Here is a 15,967-nt window from a genome sequence, read left to right as displayed (position 1 = left end):
GAGGGCTAGAGAGCGAGCCCTTCATTGATTCGGTACCAGCCAGTCAGACTAAAGCGTGATTTATTGGCTGGTAACACTTCATGTGGAAACACTTCACTTAAAAACACCACCAGGGTACCGAAAGTAGGTGCCACGGTTTCTATCGGTGTTTTCGAACGCTTACGGTAGATCAATAACTCACCACCATCCTCAGGATTCCATTGTGGATTCAAATAAAGCACGGTAGTCAAGCGACGGTTGGTGCTGCCGCGAAAGGCATCCAAGTGACGCTTGTAAAAAGCCCCTTCCTGATAGTGTGCGAACATACACTCGTAATCAAACAAGCCTAAAAATAAATGACGGTTTAAGCGTAGCCGCAGTTCTTCTATCCAGGCGAAATAATCCTGAGCAAAAGGTTGTTGGTCTTCTAGCCACTGAATTTGGTCAGTGCGAACAAATTCGTTGGTGTGAAAATCTTGCTCGCGACCAATGCCAGCTTGATCAAACTGATGCGGGTTACTGTCGATTAAGCCACTGAATAATTGGTTAAGGACATCTAGAGGTAATGCATTCGGCAATACGATATAGCCCTGCTCAGTAATAGCATCACAGATACGGGTAAAGATATCGTTATCAAAGTAACCGGTCGAGCTCGATGAGATGGATGTTAGGGCTTGGCTCAATGTCGTAAACCAGAAAGTTATATGCGCGTTTTATACTCCAAAAATCAGGTTTTGTGAACAAAATTTACACACAGAGGTAAACAGATCCTGGGCTCTGTCGCAATTTTACTAGGGCTGATTTAGACTAGACATTATTAATGAATAGATCTGAGAAGCCCCTAAATGACATACAGGCAGAACGTAGCAGAGCTGGTGGGTAATACTGACTTGCTGAGAATCCCATCCCTTTCTCGGTTAACGGGTTGCGAGATTCTGGTGAAATGCGAGTTCCAGAACCCCGGCGGTTCCATCAAAGACCGAGCGGCGCTGCAAATGGTGCAGGATGCCATCGCAAAAGGAGAGTTAAAACCGGGCATGACAATTGTCGAGGGTACAGCCGGTAATACTGGGATTGGCTTGGCAGTAGTGGCTAAAGCTTTGGGCTATCAAATGCTGACCGTTATGCCAAAGGGTCAAACTCCGGAAAAGGAAAAGATGATTGCTTTGCATGGCTCCGAATTAATGTTGGTGGATCCCTGTCCTTTTGCGAACCCCAATCATTTTTATCACACCGCACGGCGCCTTGCGGAAGAAAATGAAAATTACTGGTGGGCCAATCAGTTTGAGAACATCAGTAATGGCAAAGCTCATTATGAACACACAGGTCCAGAGATCTGGCAACAAACAGAAGGCAAGGTAGACACATTGGTATCGGTGTCAGGAACGGGCGGTACGATTGGGGGTTGTTCGCGCTATTTAAAAGAACGAAATGAGAGTGTGCAGGTATGGTCAATTGACCCGGATGGTTCCGGCATATACCACTACCTGAAGACCGGTGAATACAAAGCTCAGGGCAGTTCATTTACCGAAGGGATCGGCATTATGCGCACGGTAGCCAATTTTGCACAGGCCCGAATTGATAAGGGCATCACTTTACCCGACCAGGATTTAGTTACCGTATCGCGGGCAGTCAGAAACGCCGATGGATTGGTGCTGGGTAGCAGTTCTGCACTGAATATTGCTGGTGCACTCTTTGCCGCAGCCAAATCTGGCACCGGAAAAACCATCGTAACCTTTGCTTGCGATGCCGGTGAACGCTCCTACTCAAAGCTGTGGAATCCAGAGTTTTTAGCCGAAAAGGGTATCCGCGATGATCTGGAAACCATTGAGCAGATGTTCGAGCGTTACAAAGCAACGGATGACAGCGTCATAGTCAATGTTAGTGATAGGGATAGATGATGGAGAATAAACCGCACTTGAAGTTACTGGACGCACAGTTTGATGTACATCGATTGTTATCAACAATGGATTTGGAGGACTTGCAGGGAAGTTGGTTTTTGTCCTCAACCGATGAAGAGTTATCACTGGTTTGTGAAGCAATAAATCGTGACTTGATAAAAGACACTGTGCAGAAAAGCGAACTGAATTGGCGTGCCATTAAAGTCGCAGGGCCACTCGACTTTAGCCTGACAGGAATCATCGCTGGTATCAGCCAAGTCCTAGCCAACGCCGAAGTTCCCGTCTTTGTCGCCTCCACCTTTGATACCGACTATGTTCTGGTAAAAGAAAGAAACCTTGCTGAAGCGTTGGTTGCCTTAAAAAAAGCCAGTTATGTGTTTGTTTAGTTGATTTCATTGGTAAGTATAGCGCGCTAACGAGTAATAGGATGGGTTAACATTGATGCGTAATTCATCAAAGCCAGCCCTCCAATAGCTCATTGGCGGCAAACCACTAATACAAAAAAACACTTCAGGCAAACCGGTAGGCAAAATGGAAAAGTTGTGAGAATAGGCGCGTTAAAGCGACGATAAGGGTACTTTAAGCGACTTTAAAAGCATTTCCATATAAATCAAGCGGTTATTCCATTTTGTCGCTAAAACAAATAAAAAATAAAAAATAAAAATAATTATAATCGCAATAATTTCAATAAGTTATATGGTTTATAAAAAGATTTAGACCTTTCAGGCTGAAAATTGATAACAATTAGAACTCGAACATAAAAAATAAATATCTTTAATATCAAGAAGTTATTGAAAGCTTTCAAATAAATTGAAAGCAGTGATTTATCGTCAATTCCTATCACTCAAAGTAACAATTTGAAATATGAGTCTTTGCTAATCTGTATTTGTGCAGCGGCAAAGCGTCGTTGTCTTAAAAAGATTTCAGACGAGGAATTAGAGATGAACAACGAAGACGATAAAAAACCTGAAGGCACTGGCGAAAGCAAACCAGAGCAGGGTGGTGAACATAAAGAGCGCGTCTATGAAGGCGAAGCTGAAGTATTAGGTAGCGAAGACATTCGTGGCGAAGAAAAGACCTGGTCTATGTTTGCTCACTTGGCGGCCTTTGTTGCTATGGTTCCGTTAGTGCCAGTTATAGGCATGGTACTTGGGCCCTTGGTGGTCTGGTTGTTGAAGAAAGACGATATGCCATTGGTTGCCGAGAATGGTAAACGTGCCTTGAACTTTAATATCACCATGTTTATTGCGTACTGTGCGGCGTTAATCCTGTGCATCATCTTGATTGGTATTCCAATCCTGTTTGGATTAATCATTTTTCACTTTATTGTCACCATATTGGCGGCGATTAAAGCGAGCGAAGGTGGTGTTTACGAATACCCATTCTCTATAAAGTTGATTCAGTAATAGGAATGCCTAGATTCTAATAATAACAAATGACTCTCCACCCGGGGCGCTGTCGAATGCAAAGCTTCGCCCCATTCTCCCCAGCGGCAACTTAGGTGCCGCTTTTTTTATGTCTGAATAAATAATCTGAAAAATAGGGGCTAGGAATTTGTGACTTAGCATGTGTATAATTCGAACAACTCTCGGGGTGCGCTTGGGATTAAGACTTACGCCAACAGGCTATCTTAAACCAAGAGCTGAGATGCATTAGCAAACCCGTATAACCTGATCCGACTCGCATCGGCGTAGGGAAGAGTAATGTCAAAGCTGACGATCTCACCATAAAGCTCTGTTCTCATTATCTCTTTGCCTCCTTGCGCTATGCGGTCATAAACGCTGGAGATTATTGTGAAAAACAGTGTGACAAAAAGTGTGGCAAAGAATGATCCGATTGATCTAACCAAACATACCATTACTCGCGAACCCTTACCGAAATCGAAAAAGATTTACGTTCCCGGCACCTTACATAAAGATATTCGTGTGCCGATGCGTCAAATTAGTCTGACCAATGGTGAAAAAGTCACCCTTTACGATACCTCTGGACCTTACACTGACCTGAGCATTGATATTGATGTGCGCAAAGGTTTGCAGGAAGTGCGCCGTAACTGGGTTATGGGCCGTGGTGATGTGGAAGAATATCAGGGCCGCGAACTTAAGCCGATTGATAATGGCTATGAAGATGGTGATAAAGCCTTTGCCACTCATAATCCTGAGCTGCAGCGCAAACCAATTCGTGCCAAATCAGGCAAGAATGTGACTCAACTGCATTATGCACGCCAGGGCATTGTGACGCCGGAAATGGAATACGTAGCGATTCGTGAAAATCAAAAGCGTGAAGCCTTATTAGAACAAAACAGCTCCGCAAATGGTGTCAGTAAAGAAAGAGAAGTCCGCTTAAAAGGCGAATCCTTTGGCGCGAAAACACCGCAAAAAATTACTCCTGAATTTGTACGTGATGAAATTGCCGCAGGCAGAGCGATTATTCCTGCCAACATTAATCACACCGAATTAGAACCAATGATTATTGGCCGTAACTTCCTAGTGAAGATAAATGCCAACATTGGTAACTCTGCTGTAACATCCAGCATCGAAGAAGAAGTCGAAAAGCTGGTGTGGTCAACGCGTTGGGGTGGCGATACCGTCATGGATTTATCGACCGGTAAAAATATCCACGCCACTCGCGATTATATTCTACGTAACTCACCGGTCCCGATTGGTACTGTGCCAATTTATCAGGCTTTGGAAAAAGTCGGTGGTGTAGCCGAAGATCTGACCTGGGAAGTATTCAGGGATACTTTGATTGAACAGGCCGAACAAGGGGTGGATTACTTTACTATTCATGCCGGTGTCTTGTTGCGCTATGTGCCACTGACTGCTGAGCGTGTAACCGGTATCGTGTCGCGCGGTGGTTCGATTATGGCGAAATGGTGTATCGCACATCATAAAGAGAACTTCTTATACACCCATTTCGAAGAGATCTGCGAAATCATGAAGGCTTACGATGTGAGCTTCTCGCTGGGCGATGGTTTGCGTCCAGGCTCTTTGGCGGATGCCAACGATGCTGCGCAATTTGGTGAGTTAGAAACTTTAGGTGAATTAACCAAGATTGCCTGGGAACATGATGTTCAGGTCATGGTCGAGGGTCCGGGGCATGTGCCAATGCACATGATCAAAGAAAACATGGATAAGCAATTGAAAGAATGCCACGAAGCACCTTTCTATACGCTTGGACCGTTGACCACTGATATCGCACCAGGCTATGACCATATTACGTCAGGCATCGGTGCTGCCATGATTGGTTGGTACGGTTGCGCCATGCTCTGTTATGTGACGCCGAAAGAACACTTGGGTTTGCCAAATCGTGACGATGTTAAAACGGGAATTATCACCTATAAATTAGCAGCACATGCAGCAGATGTCGCAAAAGGGCATCCGGGCGCGCGTTACCGTGATGATCAGTTGTCGCAAGCACGTTTTGAGTTCCGTTGGGAAGACCAGTTTAACTTAGGTCTTGATCCCGATACGGCGCGTGAATTCCACGATGAAACCCTGCCAAAAGATTCAGCTAAAGTGGCGCACTTCTGTTCCATGTGCGGGCCAAAGTTCTGCTCCATGAAAATTTCTCAAGACGTCAGAGATTATGCTGAAGAGAAGAAAAAAGTTGAGCAAGGCATGGCGGAAAAGTCAGCGGAATTTAAAAAGCAGGGCGCAGAAATTTACGTTGAAGTTAATTAGTAAGAAGATGAGAAGTTGACCCTATGAAAATCGGAATTGTTGGTGCAGGTATTGCAGGTCGTATCTTGGCCTGGAAAATGCTTAAAAGAGGTTTTACGGTAACTCTTTTTGATAAAAATTCATTAAACAGTGAAGCTGCCTGTTCCTTTGCAGCAGCGGGGATTTTATCGCCACTTGCCGAGCTTGAAATGGCTGAGCCTACGATCTATGAACTGGGTAGTCGTTCCATGCAGCTATATCCACAACTGATCAATGAACTGGAGCAGCCGGTCTTCTATCGACAGATAGGATCATTAGTCACTGCCCACAGTTCTGATAAAGTAGAGCTCAATCATTTTCATCGCATGCTCAAGCACAAACTGGATCGTTGTGATGAGCATGTGCAAAACATTGTAATAGCCGATAAAGAACCAGAATTGGCGCACATGGGCGAAGGTTTATGGGTAACCAATGAAGGACAGTTAGATACCATTGGCCTGCTTAATGCACTGCAGCAGATTCTGCTAAAGAAAGGTGTTGAATGGAAAGAGCAGGTTGAGGTTAAGGAAGTGGAAGCCGGCCAAGTTAAAACCGATACAGACGGCTATGCTTTTGATTGGGTGTTTGATTGCCGAGGAATGGGGGCCAAAAATGAATTACCTTTGCGAGCAGTACGCGGTGAATTACTTTGGTTACAGGCCGACGATGTAAAGATAGATCACTTAACCAGACTGGTTCATCCACGCTACCGAATATACATAGTGCCGCGACCTAATAATTTTTACCTGTTGGGCGCAACCGAAATAGAAAGTGAAGACTATAGTCCAGTATCCGTTCGTTCTTCACTGGAATTATTATCCGCAGCCTATAGCCTGCATAAATCATTTGGCGAAGCACGCATCATCAAACAGGTAGTCAACTGTCGACCAGCGTTGCCCGATAACCTACCGAAAGTAGAAATCGAAGATGGCATCGGCAGAATTAATGGTTTATACAGACATGGTATTCTGATGGCACCGGCAGTTGTTGAACAAATGATGATAAAGTTTTACCAAGCAATAAGCTCACAGAAAGAGGGTGAAAATGCAGTTAATAGTTAATGACCAAACCATAGAAGCACCAGAAAGAATGAGTATCACCGATTTTATTCAGTGGTTTAAGCAAGAAGGAAATTTTGCTATAGCAGTCAATATGGAATTTATACCAAGATCTTTGTATGCAGAGACGATATTGCAAGAGGATGATCGGGTGGAAATCGTGTTACCGATGCAAGGTGGTTAAATCGCCGCAGCTTAGCTTAGACAATTTAACAAGTGCTAAGAATTAATTTGCTGCATTTAGCCTTTCTTTAGCTTTTTGCTTTATCGGCAAGAGTGAGGCTTTGTATGAGTGTTGGCTGTATTTACAAGTGACATATTCGTCGGGTACCCCTAGGGCAGGATCTGCGTCGTGACGCACCGCTCTTATCAAAATTAAACAACCAAATTAAAAAAATATGCTTAAAGTTGGTGGAAAAGACATTCAAAGCAGATTATTTGTCGGTACGGCTTTATATCCGTCACCGCAAATTATGCTGGATTCGATTAAGGCGTCTGAGGCGGATATTGTGACGGTTTCTGTTCGCCGTCAGGGTTTGGGTGGTGAAAATTTCTGGAAGCAACTGCAACAGTTGGACTGTCATTGGCTACCGAATACGGCGGGCTGTCATTCGGCTAAAGAGGCTGTGACTACTGCTGAGATGGCGCGGGAGATTTTTCAAACCAATTGGATCAAGCTGGAAGTAATTGGTGATGAATACAATCTGCAACCGGATCCTTTTCAATTGGTTGAAGCGACGAAAGAATTGGTTAAACGTGGCTTTGAGGTATTTCCATATTGCACTGATGATCTGGTGTTGTGTCATCGATTACTGGATGCGGGTTGTAATATTTTAATGCCCTGGGGGGCACCAATTGGAACTGGACGTGGATTAACAGACCCTTATGCATTACAAACCTTGCGCAAGCGTTTGCCTGATGTGCCAATGGTGATTGATGCAGGATTGGGGCTGCCTTCGCATGCAGCGCAGGCGATGGAGATGGGTTTTGATGCAGTGCTATTAAATACAGCAATTGCGCAGGCTGAGAATCCAGTGCTTATGGCAACTGCATTTAAAGATGCGGTCAATGCCGGGCGTAATGCTTATAAAGCGGGAGCCATGCCGCAACGTGATTTAGCAAAACCGAGTACGCCTGTATTGGGTAAACCATTTTGGCATCAAGAATCATCATGAGTGTGACAAACAAGCCTGTGGTATGGAGTTACGCCGGCCTGGATAACTCAGGCATGGCAGGTCAGTTAGCGGATGTTAGAACCATCCAAGCTCTTGGTGGTCACGCCTGCTGTATAACAACCGCCATGACTGCGCAAAACAGTCAACGTGTGGTGGCGATTAACCCTTCTTCAAAAAAACAACTTCAGTCACAGCTAGAAGCCTTGCAAGAAATAGGACCGCCTAATGCTATAAAAGTAGGGTTATTACCGAGTCTAGACGCGTTTGAGTTGTTGCTAGATTTTCTTAGAAAAACAGACAAGCCAATCAAGCTGGTTTTAGATCCGGTAGTCGAAAGTTCTTCTGGCACACCGTTTATGCCAGACGACGTTATTGGCCAGCTAAAAGCTTTACTACCATTTGTTACGGTGCTAACTCCGAATATCGACGAGCTGGGAATATTAACGGGTCAAACTATTGAGTCTATAGAAGATATCGAGATTCAGGCAAAACAGCTATTAGATTTGGGTGCAGGTTCAGTCTTAGTAAAAGGTGGTCATTGTGCTTCAGAGCAAGCATCAGATTTCTTTGTTAATCGCCAGCATCAGTTCTGGCTACATAGTGAACGAAAAGAGACTAACAATACACGCGGAACAGGGTGCGTATTGTCGTCAGCCATAGCCACAGCGTTAGCGTTGGATTATTCAGTAGAAGACGCAGTAGTGATTGGCAAGATGGTGTTAAATCAGGGACTAAGGCACTGCTACCCCGTCAGTGAACAGAAAGGGCCGTTAGCGGTTCAAGCATGGCCTGCTGATAAACAGGATATGCCGCATTTAACTAAGCAATATGCATTAAGCGAGTATCGATTTGCTTCTATTAGCAACCAGACTTTAGGCTTGTATCCTGTGGTTGACCGTGCACAATGGCTAGAGCGATTATTGCCTCTTGGTATTACTACCATTCAATTGCGCGTCAAAGATTTGCAGGGTGATGATTTAGAAGGTGAAATTGTGGCAGCAATAAAAGTTGCCAATAAATATGATGCGAAATTATTTATCAATGATTACTGGCAACTGGCGATAAAACATGGCGCTTTTGGTGTTCATTTAGGACAGGAAGATCTGGATGGTGTTAATATCAAAGAACTGAGCGACGCCGGTTTACACTTGGGAGTTAGTACCCATTGTTTCTATGAGGTGGCACGTGCGCATGCGATACAACCAAGCTATCTGGCGTGTGGTCCGGTTTATCATACTGACAGTAAGCAGATGCCCTGGATACCACACGGCATAAAAAATTTAAGTTACTGGAACCATCTAATGAAATCATATCCATGGGTTGCGATTGGCGGGATTAATGAATCAAGAATTGCTGAAGTGGCCGCAACCGGGGTTTCTGGTATCGCCATGATATCGGCCATTACTCAAGCGCAACACCCGGAGCAAACAGCAATGCGAATGATGGAGCTGATCAAACAGAATAGGCCAAAGCAATGAGTATTTTTAAGTGGCAAGAATCAGAAGCGGTGCAATTAATCAGCCCACAGGATTTAAAACAGTGGAGCAGTCAAAGTGATGCGCCTTTATTGATTGATGTCAGAGATGAAAGCGATTATGGGGCAGACCAAGAGTTGCTAGCATCATTAAGCCAGGAGAGCCGGATACAGAATATTCCGATTACCGAATTTGCCAGCCATATCAACCAGCTCGATCCGGATCAGCCGCTGGTGCTCGTTTGTCAGGTTGGGCAGAAAAGTTTTAATGCAGCCAGCCTATTGATTCAGGCAGACTTTTCCAGTGTTTATAGTGTGCACGGTGGTATTGAAGCGGTAAAAAGGGTAGAGCGATAATAACAGACTGTAACATTCTGCTACAGTGTTGTATCTTGGTACGCGATATACTACTACTCATCAAGTAAGCTTTGGGGAAACCGCTTATGAGCAACGAACAAGAACAGCATCAAGACATAACGGACAAGCAAACAAAAGAACAATCAGAACAAGCAAGCAGCAGCCTTATTGATCAACTACCGGACAATAAACAACGTCTTCATCCAGATTCAATCAAAGTATCGCGAATCACTAGCGCCATTGTCAGCGTGCTGGTCGCGATATTGCCGATAGCAACAGGAACTCTCAGTGAGACATACTGGCTGTTGGCGCTTGGTTTAGGATTGGGATTAATCGTGTTTACCATCGGCTTTATTTGGGCCAAAAAATCCTATCAATACACCTGGTATTGGCTGGCGGACGAAGGGCTCTATATTCAAAGCGGTGTCTGGTGGCGTAAGAAAACGCTAGTGCCTTTTAACCGAGTTCAACATACCGATGTGGCACAGGGGCCATTGGATCGTAAATTTAAACTCGGAAAGTTAGTCACTCACACTGCCGGCACGCGTGATGCCTCAGTTTCTCTGGAAGGAATTCTACTGGATACTGCGCATGAATTGCGTTCAGTGTTGCAAGAGGAAGGCGAGAGTGATGCAGTCTGAGACCAACGCTTACCGTTTACATAAAATTTCCCCATTATTTATTCTCTTTGACAATATTAAGAAGTTAATCTTCCCCATTTTAATTGCCCTGTTAGGTTCGCGCGGTAATTCGTGGGAATTATATGCTTTGGGATTTGCACTTATCATCAGTTTGTTTGCCATTGCGCAATATCGTTTTTATCGCTATTGGTTGGAAGGCGACAAAATCCGTGTAAAAGAAGGGATCTTCTTTCGTAATGTACGCCAAGTGCCTTATAAAAAAATTCAGAATTTAAATTTGGTGCAATCGCCATTACACCGCTTGTTTGGTGTGGTGAAAGTGCAACTGGAATCTGCCTCGGGCGGAAAACCAGAAGCAGTGATTAGCGTCATTGCTATGGAGGCGGTTAATTTACTTAAGCTGAAAATTAATGGCGAAGAAGAGGAGCGAGAACAGGAAGAAGATACTGGAGAAGTCAAAGACAGTATTCTCAGTTTGTCCTTCGGTGAAATTGTCCGATATGGCATGATTACGAATCGCGGTATTGTCGCAGTGGCGGTCTTTTTTGGTTTCATGATGCAATTTATGGACAACCAGGTTGAGCGCTTAGTCAAAAGCTATATTTCGCAATTTACACAGTGGATTGATGGTCTGATTAGTAGCGTGCAAATGGAGAATGGTTTGCTCTATTTTAGCATTCTAACCGTTGTCGGATTAATCGCTGCTGTAATCGCCTTATGGATATTATCTATTGCTATGGCATTGCTCAAATTCCATGGTTTTATGTTAATCAAAGCCAAAGATAAATTGCAGGCCACTCTAGGACTGTTAACCCGTTTGCAAGCGACTATCCCAATCACTCGTATCCAGTCACTGACTATTCATGAGTCGCTGTTGCATCGTTGGTTTAAGCGAATAGGTATCACCATTGAAACGGCGGGTGGGGTCAATAGCGATCAACAAGGCGTTAGCATGAAGCAGGTGGTTCCGCTCGCACCCAATACCATGCGCGATGAATTGCTTAAAGAAATTCAAGCGGACGTGGATTGGAATGCTATCGAGTGGAAGGGATTACATCCAAAAGGCTGGCGTCGGGTTCTCAAAGTGATGCTGATTATTGGTTTGGTGGTCGGGCTGCCCACCTTGCTTTACTCAATTTATGCTTACCCCGTTTGGCTATTGGTTTGGGGCCTCTATAGCGTCTATTACTCCAAAGCCTATATTCGCACAGCGGGTTACACGATGAATGATGAAGTGATTGGTTTCAAAGACGGGGTGATCTTCAGTAAATGTACTTTTGTTCGTTTGCCGAAAACGCAAACAATTGCGGTTAAAGAAAGTCCTTTTGATCGTCGCCACCGAATGGCTAGCCTGGAAGTGGATACCGCAGGTGCCATGATCGGAGCGCACCATATTAATATCCCTTATATCAATCTCGAAGATGCACTAGCGATCAAAAATGGTATAAGCGACAAAATTAAAGGTACTCAGTTCAAGTGGTAGTCATCATGACTTGCCACCACCGCCAGTAAATTAAAGCCCACTATCATTGTGGGTTTTAACTATTTAATAGTACAAGCCCATCAAGCCGTATAATTTTCATACTGTAGTAGAGTAAATTCACCGCGCAGATGTTAGAATATCGCCAATTTGTCAGTTTCAAATGACCTGTCATGAGCAGGTGTCTAATATTTAAAAGGTTATTTCATGAATCAAGAATTTCTAAAGCATATCCAACACAATATTGATGACGTTAAGGAAGCAGGCCTCTATAAGAAAGAGAGAGTCATTGATTCGCAGCAAGCGGCAGACATTCATGTCACGACAGGCGAAGATGTGTTGAATTTCTGCGCCAATAACTACCTTGGTCTGGCTAATAGTCCTGAGTTAATCAAGGCCGGTCAGGAAGCGCTGGATGAATACGGTTATGGCATGGCTTCTGTGCGTTTTATCTGTGGTACGCAAAAAGTCCATAAAGAACTGGAAAAACGTATCAGTGATTTCCTGGGCATGGAAGATACCATTCTTTATTCTTCCTGTTTTGATGCCAACGGCGGTTTATTCGAAACGCTACTGGACGCAGAGGATGCAGTAATTTCTGATTCTTTGAATCATGCTTCGATTATTGACGGCGTGCGTTTGTGTAAAGCAAAACGTTATCGTTATGCCAATAACGATATGGCAGATTTAGAAAAACAATTGCAACAGGCCGACTCTGATGGCGCTCGTTACAAATTAATTGTAACCGATGGCGTATTCTCGATGGATGGCATTATTGCTGATCTGAAATCAGTGTGCGACCTGGCCGATAAGTACAATGCGTTGGTGATGGTTGATGATTCACATGCCGTGGGCTTTATTGGTGAAAAAGGTAAAGGCTCGCATGAGTTTTGCGATGTAATGGGCCGTGTGGACATCATTACTGGTACTCTTGGTAAAGCACTTGGTGGTGCTTCTGGAGGTTACACCTCAGCCAGTAAAGAAGTAGTTGAATGGTTACGTCAACGTTCGCGTCCGTATCTGTTCTCTAATACGTTAGCGCCAGTGATTGCCTCGGCTAGCTTAAAAGTATTAGACATGTTGGAAAATGGTGATGAGCTACGTCAGAAACTGCGCAGCAATAGCGAATATTTCCGCGATAAAATGACTGCCTTGGGTTTCGAATTAGTTCCGGGCGAACATCCAATTATTCCAGTCATGTTGGGTGATGCTTCTTTGGCCAGCAAGTTTGCAGACATGATGCTTAAAGAAGGCATCTACGTTATCGGCTTCTCCTTCCCGGTAGTACCAAAAGGTCAGGCACGGATTCGTACGCAAATGTCAGCCGCACATAATATTGAACACATTGATCGCGCTATTGCCGCTTTTGAAAAAGTCGGCAAAGAGCTTGGCGTGATTAGTTAATCCAGTTTAGGGTAGAGAGCATGAAAACATTAAGTAAAGCCAAAGCTGCAAAAGGTATTTGGATGGTCGATCATCCTAAACCTGAGCTGGGCCATAACGACGTTTTAATCAAGATTAAAAAAACCGCCATTTGCGGCACCGACATGCACATTTACCATTGGGATGAGTGGGCACAGAATACCATTCCAGTGCCGATGACTGTTGGCCACGAATATGTGGGTGTTATAGAAGAAGTTGGTCAGGAAGTTAAAGGTTTAAGCGTTGGTGACCGTGTTTCTGGCGAAGGCCATATCACTTGTGGCGTTTGTCGTAATTGTCGCGCTGGCCGCCGTCACTTATGTCGCAATACGGTTGGTGTTGGTGTCAATCGCCCTGGTGCTTTTGGTGAGTATCTGGTGATACCCGCCGAGAACGCTTACAAAATTCCAGATGATATTTCTGATGAAATTGCTTCTATTTTGGATCCGCTTGGCAACGCTGCGCACACTGCCTTGTCTTTTGATTTGGTCGGTGAAGATGTTTTGATTACCGGTGCCGGCCCGATTGGCATTATGGCCGCCGCTATTGCCCGTCATGCAGGTGCGCGTCATGTAGTGATTACTGATATTAATGACTATCGCCTGGATCTGGCAAAGCAGATGGGCGCAACGCGTACTGTTAATGTCAGCCAGGAAAAACTAGAAGATGTCATGAAAGAAATTGGCATGAAAGAAGGCTTTGATGTGGGTATGGAAATGTCTGGTGTGCCTTCAGCTTTCCGCTCCATGCTGCAAACTATTAATCATGGCGGCAAAATTGCCATGCTAGGCATTCCTTCGAGCGATTTAGCGATTGACTGGAATCAGGTGATCTTTAAAGGCCTGATCATTAAAGGTATCTATGGCCGCGAAATGTATGAAACCTGGTACAAGATGATCGCCATGTTGCAGTCTGGCTTGGATATCTCTCCAATCATTACCCACCGCTTTAACATTGATGAGTTTGAAACTGGTTTTGAAACTATGGCCAGTGGCCAGTCGGGAAAAGTGGTTTTGAGTTGGGATTGATAGGGGTAAATTAGCTTGATTTCACTACGCTGGCGAAGCTGGAATGGGTTATCCAAGAAAGAGTTGTATGACGCCTTACAACTTCGCTTAGCTGTGTTCTGCGTTGAGCAGAATTGTCCCTATCAGGATCTGGATGGTCTGGATAAACAGGCTATGCACTTACTGGCTTATGATGATGGCCAACTGGTTGGTTATTTACGTTTGTTTGAGTCGCTGGAGCACTATCATGGTTTGGCCGCGATTGGTCGAGTTTGCATCGAACAATCAGCACGTAAACAAGGACTGGCGCGAGAGATAATGCAGCTGGCGTTGAATTACAGCGATCAACACTTTTCCAAAAATATTAAGATCAGCGCGCAGGAATATCTTGAGGATTTTTACTCAAGTTTAGATTTTGTCACAGTAACGGAACCCTATCTCGAAGACGGCATCCCACATATAGGTATGATAAGACAATACGAGGAAAACGATGCTTAAAGACTTTCTATCCCAGGCAGGCTGGATGACCAAAAGCTTAGTTGCTATTTCAGTATTGGTCAGCATTTTAACCATGTCGGGAACCAATGAATACACCTTATGGTTTGCTTTTAACTGGAACCTGATCTTGCAAGGTGAAGTACATCGATTAATTACTCCGATATTTCTGCACTTTATGATAGGTGCTTTCCCCATCCATCTATTGTTCAACATGATGTGGCTATGGGATCAGGGTGGTTCAATTGAGAAAGCACGAAGCGGCTGGTATTTATTAGTTATTGTTCTAATCACAGGCATTGCTTCTAATGTGGGTGAATACTACTCTTCTGTTTATTTTGGCTCAGGAAGAGCATATTTATTCGGTGGTATGTCCGGAGTAGTTTATGGCTTGTTAGGCTTTAACTTTATTCGCCGTCGATTTGACCCTTTCTTCCCGGTGTATGTCCATCCGGGCTTGATGCAGTTTATGTTGTTGTGGTTAGTGCTAGGCTTTACCGGATTGCTTGGCAATATAGCCAATGCTGCACATCTAATCGGTCTGCTCAGTGGCGGGCTGTTAGGTTTCATCACGGCAAAAACCAGAGCTTTTTAGACCCAAGCTTTTTAGAGTAACCCCATGTTTAAAAGAATCAGTATTGAAGACACCAAACAGTTGATGCAAGACAAGGATGTTTTGCTGGCCGATATCCGCGACCCTCAGTCATATGCTGCAGGGCATATGCCCAATGCAAAAAGTATCAACAATCAAAATGCAGCAGATTTTATTCAAGAGTCAGATAAAGAAAAACCGCTTGTTGTGGTCTGTTATCATGGCAACAGCAGTCAGCCAGCAGCACAGTACTTCGCCGCCAATGGTTTTAAAGAAGTCTACAGCATGGATGGTGGCTTTGAGTTGTGGAAGCTGAATAATCCGGTTGAGCGTTAATGCTTTTACCTTAAGCTGAAAAGCTTTCTATTGGATCGGGCGGCAACTCTTCATTCAATATTTCTTTAGCTCGAATATAGTTTTCTTCTTCAACCATGAGTGGTACTTCGCCTAAAGCAAATGAGTAGGTGCTGTGGGTATGTTCGTGCAGTATGGTGGCGCTAACACCGTGGGATTCAAGAAGGCCGCGGGCGATATGCGCCTGCATGGTATTGGGATAGGTTTCGACGACCACTAAAGACATAATAACCTCCTTATTTAATAGTTATTAAGCCATGATGAAGTGGCAAATGCAATTGTCCTTAATAATCAAATTATAGATAAAAGCGGGCTCAAAGGCCCGCTCCTCACA

At 44.3% G+C, this 15,967-nt stretch carries 18 protein-coding genes and 1 riboswitch; of the genes, 16 read left to right on the top strand and 2 right to left on the bottom strand.

Annotation, left to right across the window (positions count from 1 at the left end):
* Positions 1 to 5: 5 nt before the first annotated feature.
* On the bottom strand, positions 6 to 662 hold the full coding sequence (locus tag ACN0VI_RS01430; RefSeq protein ID WP_331892138.1) for a 2OG-Fe(II) oxygenase: 657 nt from the start codon (positions 660 to 662) through the stop codon (positions 6 to 8).
* Between the two features lie 162 nt (positions 663 to 824).
* Between ACN0VI_RS01430 and ACN0VI_RS01425 the strand changes: the two genes are divergently transcribed.
* The 16 genes from ACN0VI_RS01425 to glpE all read left to right on the top strand — a co-directional run bounded on the left by ACN0VI_RS01425 (position 825) and on the right by glpE (position 15,615).
* Positions 825 to 1,880 (top strand): cysteine synthase A, encoded by a 1,056-nt coding sequence (locus ACN0VI_RS01425; RefSeq protein ID WP_417445515.1) that lies wholly within the window; start codon positions 825 to 827, stop codon positions 1,878 to 1,880.
* Complete coding sequence (locus ACN0VI_RS01420; RefSeq protein ID WP_417445514.1) at positions 1,880 to 2,266, top strand: ACT domain-containing protein; 387 nt, start codon at positions 1,880 to 1,882, stop codon at positions 2,264 to 2,266. The genes ACN0VI_RS01425 and ACN0VI_RS01420 overlap by 1 nt, the downstream gene beginning before the upstream one ends.
* A gap of 555 nt (positions 2,267 to 2,821) precedes the next feature.
* Positions 2,822 to 3,286, top strand: coding sequence for a DUF4870 domain-containing protein (locus ACN0VI_RS01415; RefSeq protein WP_331892134.1), 465 nt, complete (start codon positions 2,822 to 2,824; stop codon positions 3,284 to 3,286).
* Positions 3,287 to 3,459: 173 nt separating this feature from the next.
* Positions 3,460 to 3,594: riboswitch (TPP riboswitch) on the top strand.
* 103 nt (positions 3,595 to 3,697) lie between these two features.
* The gene (thiC, locus tag ACN0VI_RS01410) at positions 3,698 to 5,560 is read left to right on the top strand and encodes a phosphomethylpyrimidine synthase ThiC (RefSeq protein ID WP_417446554.1); all 1,863 of its coding nucleotides are present in this window, start codon (positions 3,698 to 3,700) and stop codon (positions 5,558 to 5,560) included.
* 23 nt (positions 5,561 to 5,583) lie between these two features.
* Positions 5,584 to 6,639 (top strand): FAD-dependent oxidoreductase, encoded by a 1,056-nt coding sequence (locus tag ACN0VI_RS01405; protein ID WP_417445513.1) that lies wholly within the window; start codon positions 5,584 to 5,586, stop codon positions 6,637 to 6,639.
* The gene (thiS, locus tag ACN0VI_RS01400; protein ID WP_417445512.1) at positions 6,623 to 6,820 is read left to right on the top strand and encodes a sulfur carrier protein ThiS; all 198 of its coding nucleotides are present in this window, start codon (positions 6,623 to 6,625) and stop codon (positions 6,818 to 6,820) included. The genes ACN0VI_RS01405 and thiS overlap by 17 nt, the downstream gene beginning before the upstream one ends.
* Positions 6,821 to 7,034: 214 nt before the next feature.
* The gene (locus ACN0VI_RS01395) at positions 7,035 to 7,811 is read left to right on the top strand and encodes a thiazole synthase (protein ID WP_417445511.1); all 777 of its coding nucleotides are present in this window, start codon (positions 7,035 to 7,037) and stop codon (positions 7,809 to 7,811) included.
* Positions 7,808 to 9,289: a thiamine phosphate synthase gene (gene thiE, locus ACN0VI_RS01390; protein WP_417445510.1), complete on the top strand. Its 1,482-nt coding sequence runs from the start codon at positions 7,808 to 7,810 to the stop codon at positions 9,287 to 9,289. The genes ACN0VI_RS01395 and thiE overlap by 4 nt, the downstream gene beginning before the upstream one ends.
* A complete protein-coding gene (locus tag ACN0VI_RS01385) occupies positions 9,286 to 9,642 on the top strand; it encodes a rhodanese-like domain-containing protein (protein WP_417445509.1) in 357 nt (118 codons plus the stop codon). The genes thiE and ACN0VI_RS01385 overlap by 4 nt, the downstream gene beginning before the upstream one ends.
* Before the next feature lie 86 nt (positions 9,643 to 9,728).
* Complete coding sequence (locus ACN0VI_RS01380; RefSeq protein ID WP_417445508.1) at positions 9,729 to 10,283, top strand: PH domain-containing protein; 555 nt, start codon at positions 9,729 to 9,731, stop codon at positions 10,281 to 10,283.
* A complete protein-coding gene (locus ACN0VI_RS01375) occupies positions 10,273 to 11,766 on the top strand; it encodes a PH domain-containing protein (protein ID WP_417446553.1) in 1,494 nt (497 codons plus the stop codon). Before ACN0VI_RS01380 ends, ACN0VI_RS01375 begins: the two co-directional genes overlap by 11 nt.
* 204 nt (positions 11,767 to 11,970) lie before the next feature.
* Positions 11,971 to 13,167 (top strand): glycine C-acetyltransferase, encoded by a 1,197-nt coding sequence (locus tag ACN0VI_RS01370; protein WP_417445507.1) that lies wholly within the window; start codon positions 11,971 to 11,973, stop codon positions 13,165 to 13,167.
* 20 nt (positions 13,168 to 13,187) lie between these two features.
* Positions 13,188 to 14,213 (top strand): L-threonine 3-dehydrogenase, encoded by a 1,026-nt coding sequence (gene tdh / locus ACN0VI_RS01365; protein ID WP_417445506.1) that lies wholly within the window; start codon positions 13,188 to 13,190, stop codon positions 14,211 to 14,213.
* 15 nt (positions 14,214 to 14,228) lie between these two features.
* On the top strand, positions 14,229 to 14,690 hold the full coding sequence (locus ACN0VI_RS01360) for a GNAT family N-acetyltransferase (protein ID WP_417445505.1): 462 nt from the start codon (positions 14,229 to 14,231) through the stop codon (positions 14,688 to 14,690).
* The gene (locus ACN0VI_RS01355) at positions 14,683 to 15,282 is read left to right on the top strand and encodes a rhomboid family intramembrane serine protease (protein WP_331892118.1); all 600 of its coding nucleotides are present in this window, start codon (positions 14,683 to 14,685) and stop codon (positions 15,280 to 15,282) included. The genes ACN0VI_RS01360 and ACN0VI_RS01355 overlap by 8 nt, the downstream gene beginning before the upstream one ends.
* Positions 15,283 to 15,306: 24 nt before the next feature.
* Entirely contained in the window at positions 15,307 to 15,615 is a 309-nt protein-coding gene (glpE, locus tag ACN0VI_RS01350) for a thiosulfate sulfurtransferase GlpE (RefSeq protein WP_331892116.1), read from the top strand.
* A 10-nt stretch (positions 15,616 to 15,625) separates the two neighbouring features.
* Here glpE and ACN0VI_RS01345 read toward each other — a convergent pair whose 3' ends face one another.
* Positions 15,626 to 15,859 (bottom strand): putative signal transducing protein, encoded by a 234-nt coding sequence (locus ACN0VI_RS01345; protein WP_331892115.1) that lies wholly within the window; start codon positions 15,857 to 15,859, stop codon positions 15,626 to 15,628.
* Between the last annotated feature and the right edge of the window lie 108 nt (positions 15,860 to 15,967).

It is taken from the genome of Kangiella sp., from assembly GCF_048265365.1.
Taxonomy (GTDB): domain Bacteria; phylum Pseudomonadota; class Gammaproteobacteria; order Enterobacterales; family Kangiellaceae; genus Kangiella.
Note: the sequence above shows the minus strand (reverse complement) of the source record. Positions and strands in the feature narration are given on the sequence as shown.